This window comes from Pseudomonas sp. LBUM1658 (genome assembly GCF_059716055.1).
In genome coordinates, this window is record NZ_CP166798.1 from 4780862 (window position 1) to 4797660 (window position 16799).

At 62.6% G+C, this 16799-nt stretch carries 4 protein-coding genes; 3 read left to right on the top strand and 1 reads right to left on the bottom strand.

The window, feature by feature from the left end; genetic code table 11:
* The first annotated feature begins 156 nt into the window (after positions 1-156).
* From dsbD to dsbG, 3 genes are read left to right on the top strand one after another with little or no spacing between them, the layout of a single operon-like run.
* Complete coding sequence (gene dsbD / locus ACA064_RS21955) at positions 157-1893, top strand: protein-disulfide reductase DsbD (RefSeq protein WP_497670000.1); 1737 nt, start codon at positions 157-159, stop codon at positions 1891-1893.
* Positions 1893-2759 carry a prolipoprotein diacylglyceryl transferase family protein gene (locus ACA064_RS21960; protein ID WP_497670001.1) on the top strand — a complete coding sequence of 289 codons (867 nt, stop codon included), beginning with the start codon at positions 1893-1895 and terminating at the stop codon, positions 2757-2759. Before dsbD ends, ACA064_RS21960 begins: the two co-directional genes overlap by 1 nt.
* Positions 2735-3502 (top strand): thiol:disulfide interchange protein DsbG, encoded by a 768-nt coding sequence (dsbG, locus tag ACA064_RS21965; RefSeq protein ID WP_497670002.1) that lies wholly within the window; start codon positions 2735-2737, stop codon positions 3500-3502. Before ACA064_RS21960 ends, dsbG begins: the two co-directional genes overlap by 25 nt.
* 122 nt (positions 3503-3624) lie before the next feature.
* Here the strand turns inward: dsbG and ACA064_RS21970 are convergent, their stop codons facing one another.
* Entirely contained in the window at positions 3625-16626 is a 13002-nt protein-coding gene (locus ACA064_RS21970) for a non-ribosomal peptide synthetase (RefSeq protein WP_497670003.1), read from the bottom strand.
* Between the last annotated feature and the right edge of the window lie 173 nt (positions 16627-16799).

Below are 16799 nucleotides of genomic sequence, written 5' to 3' on the forward strand. Positions count from 1 at the left end.
CGTTGATTAAGACGGTACAGGATTAAGCGGGCATTATGCCCTGCCCCCGGCAAACATTAGGAAAAGTCCTACAGTCTGACGATAAACGGGTTAATCACCGGTTAATCGCCAACACCCATTGTGCTCATCAACTGCACTGCTCCAGGGCTTTACTCCATGCGTCGACTTTTTATTTTGTTTTTTATGCTTATCACCGGCCTCGCTCAGGCGGGACCGAATCCGTTCGAAACCAAACCCGAATTCCTGCCGGTCGGCAAAGCCTTCGTGTTCACCTCGCAACGGCTCGAGTCAGGTGAAACCCAACTCTATTGGCAAATTGCCGATGGCTATTACCTGTACCAGCAACGCCTGAAGTTCGACGGGTTGGCCGAGGCGGACAAACCGAAATTGCCCGCAGGTGAAGCCCATAGCGATGAGTTCTTTGGTGAACAACAGGTTTATCGCCAAGGCCTCGAGCTACGGATTCCTGCCGGTGCCAGTGGCCAAGTCAAAGTGGGCTGGCAGGGCTGCGCGGATGCCGGTCTGTGTTATCCACCGCAATCGCTGATGGTCGATCTTGGCGGTAGCGCTGCGGCGACAACCGCGGGTGAAGCAGCGGATCAGGCCTTGGCCAGCGGCCTGCAACAGCGCGCCCTGGGCTGGAGCCTGCTGGTGTTTTTCGGCCTGGGGCTGCTGCTGGCGTTTACCCCTTGCTCATTGCCGATGTTGCCGATTCTGGCCGGGCTGGTTGTTGGCAGTGGCGCCAGCCCAAGGCGTGGTTTTGTCCTGGCCGGCAGTTATGTGGTGAGCATGGCGCTGGTATATGCCGCGATGGGTGTGCTCGCCGCCCTGCTCGGCGCCAACCTGCCGGCGCTGTTGCAGCAACCCTGGCTGCTGGGCAGTTTCGCCGCCGTGTTCGTGCTGCTGTCATTACCGATGTTCGGTTTCTTTGAACTGCAACTGCCGGTCGCGGTGCGTGATCGACTGGAGGGCGTCGGGCGCACGCGGCGCGGCGGCAGCCTGATCGGTGCCAGCGTGCTCGGGGCCTTGTCCGGCCTGCTGGTGGGCCCGTGCATGACCGCGCCGCTGGCCGGTGCCTTGCTATACATCGCCCAGAGCGGCAATGCCTTGCATGGCGGATTGATCCTGTTCGCCATGGGCATGGGCATTGGTGTGCCACTGTTGCTGCTGGTCACCGTCGGCAATCGTTTCCTGCCCAAACCCGGCACCTGGATGAACCTGCTCAAGGGCATCTTCGGCTTCCTGTTCCTAGGCACTGCGATCCTGATGCTTCGCCCGGTGCTCGATGAGTCGTTGTGGATCGGCTTGTGGGGCGCGCTGTTGCTGGTCATGGCCTATGCCGGCTGGCAGCAAACCGCCGGTTTCAGTCGCTCCGCCCATGTGTTTGGCGCCAGTTCGCTGCTGTTCGGGCTATGGGGCAGCATGTTGCTGATCGGTGCCGCGGGTGGCAGCGATGATCTGTGGCGACCCTTGCAGGTCTATAGCGCAGCGGGTGCTGGCAGCGTCGCCGGTCCGACGGCACACGAGGCTTTCACCAACGTCAAAGACCCTGTGGCATTGCAACGTGAGTTGGATAGCGCCAGGGCCCAGGGAAAATGGGTGCTGCTCGACTACTACGCAGACTGGTGCGTGTCGTGCAAAATCATGGAAAAGCAGGTGTTTGCCAAGGCTCACGTACTGCAAGCCCTGACAGACGTGCACCTGCTGCGCCTCGATGTCACCGCCGACAACGCCGCCAGCCGCGAATTGCTCAGCCGCTATAAAGTACCCGGCCCACCGAGCCTGCTATGGATCGGCCCGGATGGCGAAGAACGCCGCAGCCAACGCATCACTGGCGAGGTAGATGCCGCGGGCTTCCTGCAACGCTGGACTATCACTCGGGATGCCCGTTGATGTTGACCTTTACCATCGGCACCTTTGCCATCGCGCTCAACCACTTGCTGCTGATCAGTGCCCTGGTATTGGCTACGCTGGTCGGTTGGCGGGTGGCCAAGCGTGGCGGCGAGAACCCCGAATCGGTCCTGTTCAGCCTGTTTCTGCTGGGGATGCTGGCCGCTCGCGTGGGGTTCGTCCTCGCCTACTGGACCCACTATCGCAATGACCTGTGGCAGATCATCGATCTGCGCGACGGTGGCTTCCTGGCCTGGCCGGGCATTATCGCCCTGCTGCTCGCTGCAGTGATCTGGTGCTGGCGTCGGCCAGCGCTGCGGCGCCCGCTGGGTGCGGGTGTCGGCAGTGGTCTGGCGTTCTGGCTGTTGGCGAGTTTTTCTCTGACTATCTACGAACAAGGCACCCGTCTGCCCGAGGTTGCCCTGCGCAATGCCAAGGGTGAAACCGTGCAACTGAGAGACTACCAGGGCGGGCCGTTGGTGATCAACCTGTGGGCCACCTGGTGCCCGCCCTGTCGGCGAGAAATGCCAGTGTTGGAGGATGCCCAGCAGCAACGCCCGGACCTGACCTTCCTGTTCGTCAACCAGGCCGAAAGCATGCAAAGCGTCAGCACCTTTCTCGAGACCCAGGGCCTGAGCCTGTCGAATGTGCTGTTCGATGGCAGTGGTCGATTGGGCCAGGCCGTCGGTTCCATGGCGTTGCCGACTACGCTGTTTTATAGCAGCGACGGTCGCCTGCTGGGCAGCCATCTGGGAGAGCTGTCGGAAGCCAGCCTGGCCCGCGCCCTGGAAAATTTCGCCACCCCGAATCCTGCCGCACCGGCCACTTCTTCAAGGAAACTGCCATGCCCCGCCTCCGCCACCTGCTGACACTGACCCTGGGCGCCGCCCTGCTGCACCTGCCGTCGGTACAGGCTGAAGAACTACCCGAAGCGATCAAGAAGATCGAAGCCAAGGGCGCCAAAATCGTCGGCAGCTTCGACGCACCTGATGGCTTGCGTGGTTATGCGGCGCAGTACCAGAACCGCGGCATGGCGCTGTACCTGACCCCGGACGGCAAGCATGTGCTGCTCGGCAATCTGTACGATGCCGAGGGCAAGGACCTGACCCAGGAGCCGCTGCAAAAGCTGGTCTATGCACCAATGGCCAAAGAAATCTGGGCCAAGATGGAAGGCAGCAACTGGATCGCCGACGGCAGCAAGGATGCACCACGCATCGTCTACCTGTTCAGCGACCCGAACTGCCAGTACTGCAACATGTTCTGGCAACAGGCCCGCCCGTGGGTGAAAGCCGGCAAGGTCCAGCTACGGCACATCATGGTCGGCATCATCCGCGAAGACAGCCCGGGCAAATCCGCCGCACTGCTGGCCAGCAAAGACCCACAGAAAGCCCTGGCAGACCACGAAAAGTCCGGCCAAAGCGCCGCGCTGAAACCGCTGACGACTATCCCCGAAGCCATCCAGACCAAACTCGCCGCCAACATGCAACTGATGGAAGACCTGGAACTGGCCGCCACTCCGGCGATTTTCTATATGGACGACAAGGGCGAGTTGCAACAACAGCAAGGGGCACCTTCGCCGGATAAGCTGGTGAAGATTCTCGGGCCGAAGTAATTCAAGGCAAGATCAAAAGATCGCAGGCTTCGCCAGCTCCTACAGAGATAGTATGCATCCGCAACATCGAGGATGTACTCGGTCTGTGTAGGAGCTGCCGCCAGGCTGCGATCTTTTGATTTTTAAAGGCCCTCCAGCTCCGCCATCAGATCATTCAACCGATCAACCTTATCCTCGGTCATATCGGTCGCCGCCAGCCCGTCGATATACCCCGCCAACTCTTCCACCGTGCTGCACTCGAACATCGCCCGCAACGGCACATTGCGTTGCAGGGTTTTTTGCACCCGCGAGGCGATCTGCGTGGCGAGCAGCGAGTGGCCGCCGAGTTCGAAGAAGTTGTCGTGGATGCCGACGCGTTCGACCTTGAGCACCTCGGCCCAGATATTGGCCAGGGTTTGCTCCAGTTCATTGCGTGGCGCCTGGTAGTCCTGGCTCTGCAACTGGCCGATTTCCAGCACTGGCAGGGCCTTGCGATCGAGTTTGCCGTTGGCGTTGAGTGGCATGCGTTCCAGCCACAGCCAATGCAGCGGCACCATGTATTCCGGCAGCTCGGCGCGCAGCCGTTGCTTGATTCGCTCCAGGCGTTCACTCGGATTCAGCAGCGACTCGGCCGCCACCAAATAACCGACCAGATGCTTGCCGTTGACGCCCTCTTGCACGCCGACCGCCGCATCGCGGACTTGCGGTTGCTCGTGCAGACGCGCTTCGATTTCCCCCAGTTCAATGCGGTAGCCGCGAATCTTCACTTGATGATCGATGCGCCCGACGTACTCCAGCACACCGTCGCTGCGCCGCCGTGCCAGGTCGCCGGTGCGGTACAGACGCTCGCCGGCCGCGCCAAACGGGTTGGGTACAAACACTTGAGCGGTGCGCAACGGGTCGCTGACATAGCCGCGCCCCACCCCGGTTCCGGCCACGCACAACTCGCCCACCGCGCCCTGCGGCACCAGTTCCAGGGCACCGTCGAGCAGATATATGCGGTTGTTGTCGGTCGGCGTCCCGATCGGCAGGTAACTGCCGCGAGTCGAGGCCAGGTCGACGCGGAAGAACGCCACATCGTCCGAGCACTCGGCCGGGCCATAGGCGTTGACCAGACCGATGTCCGGGTATCGCAGCAACCACTGATGCGCCAGTTCCGGCGGCATTGCTTCACCGGTCGGCAGCATCCAGCGCAGACCGTCGAGGCTCATGCGTTCCTGGGCGAGCATGCCCTGAATCAGCGACGGTACGCTCTCCAGCACGCTGATGCCTTGAGCCTGAACATGCCCGAGCAACCCTTGCGGATCATGGGCGATGCTATTCGGCACAATGTCCACCCGCGCACCGAACAAGGGCGCGGCGAGGAACTGCCACACCGAGATATCGAAGCTTTGCGAGGCGGTCTGGGCAATCACATCCGCCTCGGTCAGTTGCAGGTACGGCACTTTGCTCAACTGGTTGTTGAGCATGCCGCGCTGCTCGACCATCACGCCCTTCGGCAGGCCGGTGGAACCCGAGGTGTAGATCACGTAGGCAAGGTTATCCGGGCCGCTGTAGACGCCTGGATTTTCCAGTGAACAGGCGCCCTGTTGAATCTCCTCCCACACCAACAGCCGTGGCCGGTTGGAGCAGGCGAACTCGTCGAGCAAGGCCAACGCCTGTTCGCGGCAGACCTCACTGCACACCAGCACCGGCGTGCGGCTCAACTCGATGATCCGGCTCAGGCGTTGGCTCGGCAGCCCCGGGTCCAGCGGCAAGTAACCGGCACCGGCCTTGAAGCTGCCGATGATCATGCCCAGCAAATCCAGGTTGCGTTCAGCCAGCAGTGCGACCGGCTGATCCAGACCCACACCGGCCGCGACCAAAGCATGGCCGAGACGATTACTGCGCTGGTTCAGTTCGGCATAGCTGTAGTGCTGATCGAGACAGCTGGCGGCAATCCGCTGCGGATGCCGAGCGACCCGGGCTTCGAACAGTTCGACGTAACTCTGCTCCAGCGGATAATCGTGATCGCTCTGGTTGCAGCCATGGATCAGGAATTCGCGCTCTTGATCGCCAAGCAGCGGCAGGTCCGTCATGTCGCCATGGAAGCAGTCGACCAAAGCCAGCAGCAGACGCTTGAATTCACCGAGCATGCGCTCAATGGTCGACTCATCGAAGTAACGCTGATCGTAGGACAGGTGCAAGCCGAGGTCATCGCCCGGGTAGCAGACCGCTGTCAGCGGGAAGTTGGTATGGGTCCGGCCCGAGTCCGAGGTCGCATTAAGGCTTTGCGCGCGATCCAGCACCGAGACTTCCACCGGGGCGTTTTCGAACACGAACAGACTGTCGAACAGCGGCTGACCTTTGGGCAACTCGCTGTTTTCCTGAATGGTCACCAGCGGCAGGTATTCGTACTCGCGCAGTTCCATGTTGCTTTCCAGCAGGCCACCGAGCCACTGACGAACGCTGCAACGCTGATGGTCCTCAGGCATTTTCACCCGCAGCGCGATGCTGTTGATGAACAACCCGACGGTGCGTTGCATCTCTGGCATTTCCACCGGTCGCCCGGCCACGGTGACGCCGAACAGCACGTCACGATCGCCGCTCAAGCGCCGCAGGACCAGGGCCCAGGCCGCCTGGGCGAAGGTGTTGACCGTCAGTTGATGTTGCTGCGCCAGTTCACGCAATTGCGCACCGTCGCGGGCATCGAGGCGGGTGTAGCAATCGCCGACCAGCATGCCGCCGCTGTCCCCGGCATGTTCTCGCAGGAAGGGTCTGTCACTGGGAATCGGCGTGGTGCGTTCGAAACCTTGCAGGTTTTGCCGCCACCACTGGCGTGCCTCGGCCAGGCTCTGGCGTTGCAGCCAGCCGATGTAGTCGCGATAGCGCGGCGCCAGCGCCAGCTGCGCTTCACGGCCTTCGCCGAGGGCAGTGTAAATGTCGAAGAAGTCGTTCATCAGCAACGAGCGGCACCAGGCATCGATGAGGATGTGGTGATTGCTCATCATGAACCAGTAACGGGCCACCCCAACGCGGATCAGCCGCAGGTGGAACGGCGCCTGATTGAGCAGATCGAAGCCGCTTTCACGCTCGCCCTTGAGCAACGCCTGCAAGCGCGGTTCCTGCTCGGCTTCAGGCTCGGCACTCCAGTCCAGATACTCGATCGGCGTGCTGCCGGGCTTGTGGATAATTTGCAGCATGTCTTCGCCGACGTTCCAGCAGAACGAGGCTCGCAAGGCTTCATGCCGGGCGATCACCGCCTGCCAGGCCTGGGCGAAACGCTGCGGGTCGAGTTCGCTGTTGATCCGGTAACGATCCTGCATGTAGTAGAGACCGGTGCCCGGTTCCAGCAGGGTGTGCAGCAACATGCCTTCCTGCATCGGCGTCAACGGGTAGACATCTTCGATGACGGCCGCCGGCACCGGCAGCGAGTCGAGTTGCGCCTGAGTCAGGCGTGCCAGCGGGAAGTCCGACGGCGTCAGGCCGCCGGCGTCGTCCTGCAGGCAGTGTTCGATAAGGCTCTGCAGTTCATTCAGATAAGCGTCCGCCAGTTCAGCGATGGTCTGCCGGTCGTGGCGTTCACGGCTGAAGGTCCAGCGCAACACCAGCTCACCGCCATACACTTGGCTGTCGACGCTCAGCTCGTTGGGCAGCGGCGCATCCGGGTCATGGGCCGGACCGACCGGCTCGTCCAGCGGGCGGAACAGCGCATCCGTGCCGAAGCTCTGGTCGAACTGGCCGAGGTAGTTGAAGGTAATCGGGGCCACCGGCAGCGCCGCCATGAGCTGCTGGCTTGTCTCATCGGCCAGGTAGCGCAGCACGCCATAACCCAGACCTTTATGCGGTACCGCGCGCAGTTGCTCCTTGATCGCCTTGATCGAAGCGCCCTGCCCCTGCACCGGGGTCAAGCGCAGCGGGTAGGCGCTGGTGAACCAGCCGACGGTGCGGGTCAGGTCGATCTCGTCGAACAGCGTTTCGCGACCGTGACCTTCCAGTTGAATCAGCGTCGACTCGTGACCGCTCCAGCGGCAGAGGACGCGGGCCAATGCGCTCAGCAACAGGTCGTTGACCTGGGTGCGATAGGCACTCGGCGCCTGTTGCAGCAACTGACGGGTGTACTCGCTGTCGAGACGCACACTGACGGTCTCAGCATGCCGATTCTGCCGACCGCCCCGAGGACGTTCGCACGGCAAGTCGGCGCTCGGCCCGGCCAATTGCGACTGCCACCAGCTGAGCTCTTCGCGCAGGGATTCACTGCCGGCGTAAGCTTGCAAACGGGCGGACCAGTCCTTGAAGGCAGTGGTTTTTGCCGGCAGCTTTACCGAATGTTGCGCGTCCAGTTGGCGATACGCCCTTTGCAGATCGTCCAGCAGCACCCGCCAGGAAACCCCGTCCACCACCAAGTGGTGAATGGCGATGAACAGCCGTTGCTGTCCTTCAGGACCGTCGACCAGCAGCGCCCGCATCAGCGGCCCCTGTTCGAGGTCGAGGCTGCGCTGGGCATCGGCGAACAGCGCGGTGCATTGATCCATGGACGGAACGCGCACTTGCCAGAGCAGTGCGGCGTCGGACAGCGCCTGGTGCTCGGCTCGCCATTGACCGCCAGCTTCGGTGAAACCCAGGCGCAAAGCGTCGTGCTGTTCGATCACCGCCAACAGCGCTTGCTCCAGGCGATGGGGTTCCAGTGCCACGGACGGCTCCAGCAACAACGCCTGGTTCCAGTGTTGGCGCTGGGGGATGTCAGTGTCGAAGAACCAGTGCTGGATCGGCGTCAAACGCGACTCGCCAATCAGCAAACCTTGCTCGGCAGTGACCTGCTCGGCGCGGGTCGCCACCGCGGCCAGGGTCTGCACGGTTTGGTGCTGGAACAAGTCCCGCGGGCTGAAGTGAATACCCTGCTGCCGCGCACGACTGACCACCTGGATCGACAGAATCGAATCGCCGCCCAGTTCGAAGAAGTTGTCGTTGAGGCCGACTTGCTGGACGTTCAGCACCTCGCACCAGATCCCGGCCAACGTCAGTTCAAGCTCGTTGCCTGGCGCCACGTAATGCTGACGATTCGACTCAGGGTCCGGCGCTGGCAACGCACGGCGGTCGAGTTTGCCGTTAGCGGTCAGCGGCCAGCGAGCCAGCAGGATCAGGTACGTCGGCACCATGTAATCCGGCAGCCTGGATTTCAGGTGAGCCTTGAGGGATTCGCGCAGTGCGGCTTGTTGCGCTTCGTCCCGCTCGGCTACTTGCGTGACTAGATAACCGGCCAACTGTTTGCCACCCGGCGCATCCAGCGCCAGCACCACGGCTTCGCGCACCGAGTCATGTTCCAGCAGGCGGGTTTCGATCTCGCCCAACTCGATGCGGAAACCGCGAATCTTCACTTGGTGGTCAATACGCCCGAGGTACTCCACCAGACCATCGGCGCGCTGAAGGACCAGGTCACCGGTGCGATACAGACGCCCGCCATTGGCAGCGAACGGATCGGCGACAAAGCGTTCGGCAGTCATGCCCGGACGCTGGTGATACCCCTGGGCCAGGCCAGCACCGCCGACGTACAACTCGCCGGTCGCGCCCTGCGGCACCAACGCCAGATCGGCATCGAGGATGTAAGCCACCCGAGCACCGATCACGCTGCCGATCGGCACGCTGCCCAGGCCGTCGTCCAGTTGTTCGGGAGCGAGACTGGCCAGCGGCATGACCACGGTTTCGGTCGGGCCGTAGGCGTTGAAAAACAGGCTCGGTTTGAATGCCGCGCGAATCCGTTGCAGGTGTTCGCCGGTCAAGGCCTCGCCACCGGTGATGCACATACGCACCGGCAGGGTTTCGTCCTGGGTCGCCAGCCATTGGGCCAACTGGCTACCGTAGCTCGGGGTGAAGCCGAGGATGTTGATCCGGTGACGACGAATCAGACTACAGATTTCTTCCGCGTCCCACTGGCCTTGAGCACGCAAAACGACTTGAGCACCACTCAACAGCGGCACCAGCAAACGCTCGGTGGCAGCGTCGAAGTTGATCGAGTAAAAATGCAGCTCGCAGTCGTCTGCACGCATACCGAAGCGCTCGATCACGGCGCGGCAGTGCATGGCGATTTCACCGTGGCAGACCACCACGCCTTTCGGCTGGCCGGTGGAGCCGGAGGTGTAAATCAGGTAGGCCTGATGTTGCGGCAGGCTGATGAACGGCAGTTCGCTGTCCGGATAACTGGCCAGCTCGGCGGTGTCCTCTTCCAGGCGCCAGCGGGCGACCGTTGCCGGCAACTCACCGAGGGCCTCGAACATCGCCGCATCGCTCAACAGCAAGCCAATGCCGCTGTCTTCGATCATGTAGTGCAAGCGGTCCAGAGGGTATTCCGGGTCCAGCGGCACATAGGCACCGCCAGCCTTGAGGATCGCCAGCAGGCCGATGACCATTTCCAGCGAGCGCTCAAGGGCCAGGCCAACCCGCACCTGCGGACCGACGCCACGTTCACGCAGCATCCAGGCCAGACGATTGGCGCGGCTGTCGAGTTCGGCATAACTCAGGGTTTGCCCGGCAAAGGTCAGCGCAGGGGCGTCGGGACGGGCCGCAGCCTGTTCGCTGAACAGCTGATGAATGCACTGATCCAGGCGATGTTCACCTACCTCGATGCCGAGGCTGTCCAGCAGGCTCTGCTGTTCCTTAGCGTCGAGCAACGGCAGTTCACTGAGGCGCTGTTGCGGATCGGCGAGCAAGGCTTCCAGCAGGTTGCGCCAGTGCCCGGCCATCCGGGCAATGCGCGGTTCGTCGAACAGGTCGGTGCTGTAGGTCAGGCAGCAACCGAGGCGATGGTCGAGGTCGGTGACTTCCAGGTTGAGGTCGAACTTGGTCGCCCGGGCATCGTTGGCCAGGTACTCGACGGTCATTCCCGCCAGCGTACGGCTCTGCTGGAATTCCCAGCGCTGGACGTTGCACATTACCTGGAACAACGGGTTGTAGGCCGCGCTGCGCGGTGGCTGCAAGGCTTCGACCAAATGATCGAACGGCAGGTCCTGATGGGACTGGCCTTCGATCACGGTATGACGAACCTGCTCGAACAACTCGCCGACCGACATTTGCCCGTCGACCTGGCAACGCAGCACCTGGGTGTTGAGGAAGGCGCCGATCAAGCCTTCGCTTTCCGGACGAATCCGGTTGGCCACCGGCGCGCCGATGCGCAGGTCGGTCTGGCCGCTGTAGCGGTACAGCAGCACAGCGAGGGTGGCGGTCATGGTCATGAACAGGGTCAGGCCATGGTGCGCATTAAAAGCCCGTACCCGTGCGGCAAGTTCATCGCTCAGGTCGAAGCGGTACAGCTCACCCTGATGACTTTGCACTGGCGGCCGTGGCCGATCAGCCGGCAGCTCCAGCAGTGGATGTTCGTTGCCCAGTTGCGCAGTCCAGTAATCCAGCTGGCGCTGACGTTCACCGGACTCCAGCCACTGACGCTGCCAGACGCTGTAATCCAGATACTGCACCGGCAGCGGTTCAAGGGGCGACTCGCGGTCGTCGAGGAAGGCTTCGTAGAGTGCACTCAACTCGCGAGCGAAGATGTCCATCGCCCAGCCTTCGGTGACGATGTGATGCAGAGTCAGCACCAGGTAATGTTCGTGCTCGTCGGCCTTGACCAGACAGGCGCGTAGCAGCGGGCCGGTTTCCAGATCGAATGGCCGGTGGGCTTCGCTGTCGGCCAAATGCTGCACGCGTTGCTCACGGGTCTCGGCATCCAGAGCGGAAAAATCCTGCCAGGTCATGCGCATGCCGGTTTCGGGATGAATCTTCTGTTGCGCCACACCATTGACGCTCGGAAAGGTCATGCGCAGGGTTTCGTGGCGCATGATCAGCGCTTGCAACGCCGCCTCGAAACGCCCGACATCCAGCACTCCGCGCAACCGCGCCATACCGCCGACGTTATAGGCGGGGCTGTCCGGCTCCATTTGCCAGAGGAACCACATGCGCTGCTGGGAATAGGACAACGGCACCGGTTGGCTGCGGTCGACCTTGTCGATCGGTGGCTGCTTGTTGCGCTTGCCGGACGCTTGGACCAGACGCACTTGCTCGGCAAAGTCGCCCAACTCACTGGCCTCGAACAGCGCCCGCAACGGCAGCTCGACATCACAGGCTTGGCGGGTCCGGGAGATGATTTGGGTGGCCAGCAACGAGTGGCCGCCGAGGGCGAAGAAGTCATCGCGCAGACCGATCCGCGCCTGGCCCAGCACTTCACGCCAGATCGCAGCGATCTGTTGCTCCAGGGCCGAGTTCGGTTCGAGGTGTTCGCGTACTTGCCATTGCGGTTCCGGCAAGGCGCGACGGTCCAGTTTGCCACTCGGGCTCAGGGGCATTTCATCCAGACGCAGCAACTGCGCCGGGACCATGTACTCCGGAAGTTCGGCGGCCAGCGCGGTTTTCAGGCGTGCGCTTTGCGTCTCTTGGTCTTCAGTGAAATCAGTCGCGGTGTAGTAGCCGATCAGCTGCGCACCGGCCGCCGTCTCGCGCACCAGCACCACCGCCTGGGCGACGTGGTCCTGGGCCAGCAGACGGGCTTCGATTTCCTGCGGTTCGACTCGAAAGCCGCGCAGCTTGACCTGTTGATCGAGGCGCCCGAGGTATTCCAGCACGCCATCGGCGGTCCAGCGCGCCCGGTCTCCGGTGCGATACAAGCGGCTGCCGGCCTCGCCCAACGGGTCAATAACAAAACGTTCGGCGGTCAATCCCGGACGTCCTAAATAGCCCCGGGCCAGGCCGATACCGGCGATGCACAACTCGCCGGGCACACCGGCCGGCAGCGGATTGAGTTCAGTGTCGAGCACCCGACAGAGCACATTGCCCAGCGGTCGACCGATCGGTGAGCGTTCGCCATCGGCGATTTGGCAGTGCCAGTGGGTGACGTTGATCGCGGTTTCGGTCGGCCCATAGCGGTTGTGCAATTGCACCGCCGGCAGCTGCTCCAGTACCCGGTTACGCAACTCCGCCGGCAAGGCTTCGCCGCCAGAGAACAACCGGCGCAGGCTGGTGCATCCGGCCACCAGTGGTTCGTCGATAAACAGTTGCAGCAGTGGCGGCACGAAGTGCAGCGTGGTCACGCCGTACTCCTGAACCAGCTGCGCGATGCGCTGCGGATCGCGATGTTCACCTGCAGCGGCAATGAACAAACGACAGCCCGTGATCAGTGGCCAGAAGCATTCCCAGACCGAGACGTCGAAGCTGATCGGCGCCTTCTGCATTAGCACGTCGCTGGCGTCCAGGGCATAGGTGGCCTGCATCCATGCCAGACGCTCGCTCAACGCTGCGTGGGTATTGCCGACGCCTTTGGGCTGGCCGGTGGAGCCGGATGTGTAAATCACATAGGCCAGGTTATCGCCGTGCAAATGCAGGCCCGGCGCATGACTTGGCCAGCTGTCGAGCTTGAGGGTGTCCATGGCGATGGCGCTGACGCCGTCGATATCCGGCAGGCTGTCCAGCAAGTGGCTCTGGGTCAGCAGCAGTTCGACGCCACTGTCACTGAGCATATAGGCCAGACGCTCGGCGGGGTAATCCGGATCGAGCGGCACATAGGCACCGCCGGCCTTGATGATCGCCAGCAAGCCGATCAGCAGTTGCGCCGAACGCTCGGCAGCGATCGCCACGCAGACGTCGGGGCCGACGCCCTTGTCGCGCAGGTAATGGGCCAGGCGATTGGCTTGGGTGTGCAACTCGGCAAAATCGAGACTGCCGCCGTCCCAGATCAGCGCCGTGCGTTCCGGGGTTTGCCGTGCCTGCTCGTTGAGCAGCTCGGGCAGCCACTGAGTTGCCGGCGCGCAAGGTGCGGCGCTCCACTGTTGTTGCTGCGTCTGCTCAAAGGGGCTGAGCAATTGCAGATCGCCGATGGCCCGTTCAGGACACTCGCAGACTTCGCGCAACAGGCTGACAAAGTGCTCGCTCAGTCGCTCGATGGTCGCCGCTTCGAACAGTTCGGCGGCATAGTCGAAGGACAGGCTCAGGCGGCCGTTGCGATCTTCTTCACTGTGCAGTTGCAGATCGAACTTGGCCTCGCGGCTGTGCCACGGCAGCTCTTCGGCGAGCAGTCCCGGCAGGCGGCGCAAGGCTGCGAGGTCGCGCTGCTGGTGGTTGAACATGACCTGGAACAGCCCCTGTTCCCGCGCCTGTGGGAAGGCCTCGACCAACTGTTCGAACGGCAGGTCCTGATTGGCCTGGGCGGCCAATGCGGTTTCACGGGTGCGGGCCAGCAGCTCAACGAACGGCAGGCGCGAATCCACGTCGGCACGCATTACCTGGGTGTTGATGAAGAAGCCGATCAGCCCCTGGGTTTCCAGGCGCGGACGGTTGGCATTCGGCACGCCGACCCGAATGTCACGCTGGCCGCTGTAGCGATACAGCAGGCTCTGGAAGGCGGCCAGCAACAACATGAACGCTGTGGCTTGCTGAGCCTGGGCAGTCTGGCGAATGGCATCGCTCAAGCTCGCATCAAGGCGCAGGCTGTGACGCGCGGCGCTGTGCTGCTGTTGTGCCGAACGCGGGTGATCGGTGGCCAGACTCAGGGGCGGATGCTCGTCACCCAGTTGTTCTTTCCAGTATTCCAGCTGGCGTTGGCCCTCCCCTTGCGCCAGCCACTGACGCTGCCAGCTGCCGTAGTCGGCGTACTGCAGCGGCAATGGCGTCAGCGTGGCGGTCAGGCCTTGAGCGGCAGCGGCATACAGCCGCGAGAACTCGTCGATCAGGACATTCAGCGACCAGCCATCGGCGATAATGTGGTGCATCGTCACCAGTAGTTGGTGCTTCTGATCGTCCAGACGCACCAGGGTTACCCACAGCAGCGGACCCTTTTCCAGATCGAACTGGGTGCGGGCTTCGTCCTCGCGGATTTGCAGCGCGCGGGCTTCGCGCTCGGCGACTGGCAAGTCGCTGATGTCGATCAGTTGCAGATTGAATTCGCCTGCTGCATCGACCTGTTGCAGGGCCACGCCATCGCGTGCGAAGAAGCGCGTACGCAGAGATTCGTGACGCTCGATCAGCTGCTGGAAACTGGCGCGCAAGGCGTCTTCGTCCAGCTCGCCACGAAGGCGCAAGGCGCCGGGAATGTTGTAGGCGCTGCTCTGCGGGTCCAGTTGCCAGGTGATCCACAGACGGTTTTGCGCCAGGGATTGCGGCAAGGCTTCGCTGCGCGGCAACCGGCTGATGGCGCCCTGGGCCAGGCCGCCGTCCTGTTGCTGCTGCGCCACCAGGGTGGCGAAGGCACCGAGGGTCGGCGCTTCGAACAGCAGTCGCAGATTCAGCTCCAGGGCCAGCTCTTCACGCAGTCGCGCGACCACCTGAGTAGCAACGATCGAGTTACCGCCCAGGAGGAAGAAGTGGTCGTCGGCGGCCAGATGTTCGACCTGCAGGTGTTCGCACCAGATCCGTGCGATCAGGCTTTGCAGATCGCCGGTCAATTCGTGGGTCAGGAAGCCGACATCTGCCTGCGGCTCAGGGAACCGCGCATAGCTGTCGAGGCTGCCGTCGGCCAGGCGATTGCGGCAGGCTGAGCGTTGCAGCTTGCCGCTGGAGGTCTTCGGCAAGGCCCCGGGATTGAGCAGTACCACCACGCTCGGCGCTTCTTGATAAGCCTCGGCCACCGCTTGGCGAATGGCTTTGATCAGGGCGGCGGGCGGCAGGATTTTCTGTACGCTGCGGCTGATTTCCGCTGCGATGCCGATGCCTTCGAGGCCTTGATCGTTGACCGCGAATGCCGCGACCCGGCCCTTGCGCACCACCTCCACTTCACGCTCGATGGTCTGCTCGATGTCCTGCGGATAGAGGTTGTGTCCACGGACGATCAGCATGTCTTTCAGGCGCCCGGTGATGAACAGTTCGCCGTCGCGGACAAAACCCAGGTCACCGGTACGCAGCCAGGTGCGCCCGGCATGTTCGATGAAGGTGTTGGCCGTGGCCTCGGGATTGCGCCAGTAGCCGTGCGCGATGCTCGGGCCGGTGGCCCAGACTTCACCGATCTGGTTGTCGTCCAGCTCGGCACGACTTTGCAGGTCGGCGATCAGCACCCCGTGCTCGGGCTGGCTGGTACCGCAACTCATGATCGGGTTGCCCTCACCCGGCTCGGCGCGGTTTTGCGCCAAGGCCTGTTCGTCCAGGCGCAGTGCCGGGATGCCGTGGCCACGCGTACCACCGGCAACGAACAAGGTGGCTTCGGCCAGACCATAAGAAGCAAAGAAGTTATTCGGGGTGAAACCGCAGGGCGCGAATTTCTCGGCGAAGCGCTCCAGGGTGTCCAGGCGAATCGGCTCGGAACCGGAATACGCTACGCGCCAGCCGCTCAGGTCCAGACGTTCCAGCGCCGATTCGCTGACCCGCTCACTGCACAGGCGATAGGCGAAGTCCGGCCCGCCACTGATAGTGCCGCCGTATTCGCTGATCGCTTCCAGCCAGCGCAGTGGCCGGCCGAGGAAGTATGCCGGCGACATCAGTACGCAGGGCACGCCGCTGAAAATCGGCTGCAGCAAACCGCCGATCAGCCCCATATCGTGATAAAGCGGCAGCCAGCTGACGATCACATCATCGGGGTTGAGGTCGATGCCGAAACCGTGGCGGATCAACAACTCGTTCGCCACCAGATTGCCGTGGCTGACCTGCACGCCCTTGGGTAGCGCGGTGGAGCCCGAGGTGTATTGCAGGAAAGCGATGTCGTGCGCTTGCAACTGCGGCTCGACCCAGCGTTCGGCCAAGGCACTGTCCAGGGTATCGACACACAGCAGCAGCGGCGCGTTTTGCGCCTGCAGTTCGCTCATCTGCAGCAGCGAATCGCGCTGCTCGCCGCTGGTGAGCAGCAGACGCGGCTCGGCATCGGCGATGATCGAAATCAGCCGCTGCTGGTGATGACGGCGGGTCGACTCCGGCGGATAAGCCGGCACCGCGATCACTCCGGCATACAGGCAGCCAAAAAATGCCGCGACGTAGTCCGGGCCGCTGGGGAACAACAGCACCGCCCGATCTCCCGACTCGGTCCGGGTTTGCAAAGCCGCGGCGATGGCCCGCGCACGAAGGTCCAGGTCGCGATAACTGAGGACCACAACCTGCTCCGGGGTTTCGCCAAGAAAACGCAAAGCCAGCCGATCCGGCGTCAGGGTCGCTCGACGTTGTAGGGCCTGGACCAGAGTGCTGGGGAGTTCGAACGCGTCCATCATGAGGTTTCCTGCCTGAATTCGGCTTGCAATTGGAATCGGGTTTTCAAAGGTCACACGCGCAAAGATGCGTGAAGACCGAGTGCCTCAGTCGATCGCACGAGGCCGCTGGAGAGCGGTGTTAACGGGCCAGTTACCTGGAACCTTTCACCAATGAGAACGGATGACACTTTGAA

Bases quoted from the DNA above. Each gene is read 5' to 3' on its own strand.
- dsbG (WP_497670002.1), top strand. From the start codon at position 2,735: ATGCCCCGCCTCCGCCACCTGCTGACACTGACCCTGGGCGCCGCCCTG.
- dsbD (WP_497670000.1), top strand. From the start codon at position 157: ATGCGTCGACTTTTTATTTTGTTTTTTATGCTTATCACCGGCCTCGCT.
- ACA064_RS21960 (WP_497670001.1), top strand. From the start codon at position 1,893: ATGTTGACCTTTACCATCGGCACCTTTGCCATCGCGCTCAACCACTTG.
- ACA064_RS21970 (WP_497670003.1), bottom strand. From the start codon at position 16,626: ATGATGGACGCGTTCGAACTCCCCAGCACTCTGGTCCAGGCCCTACAA.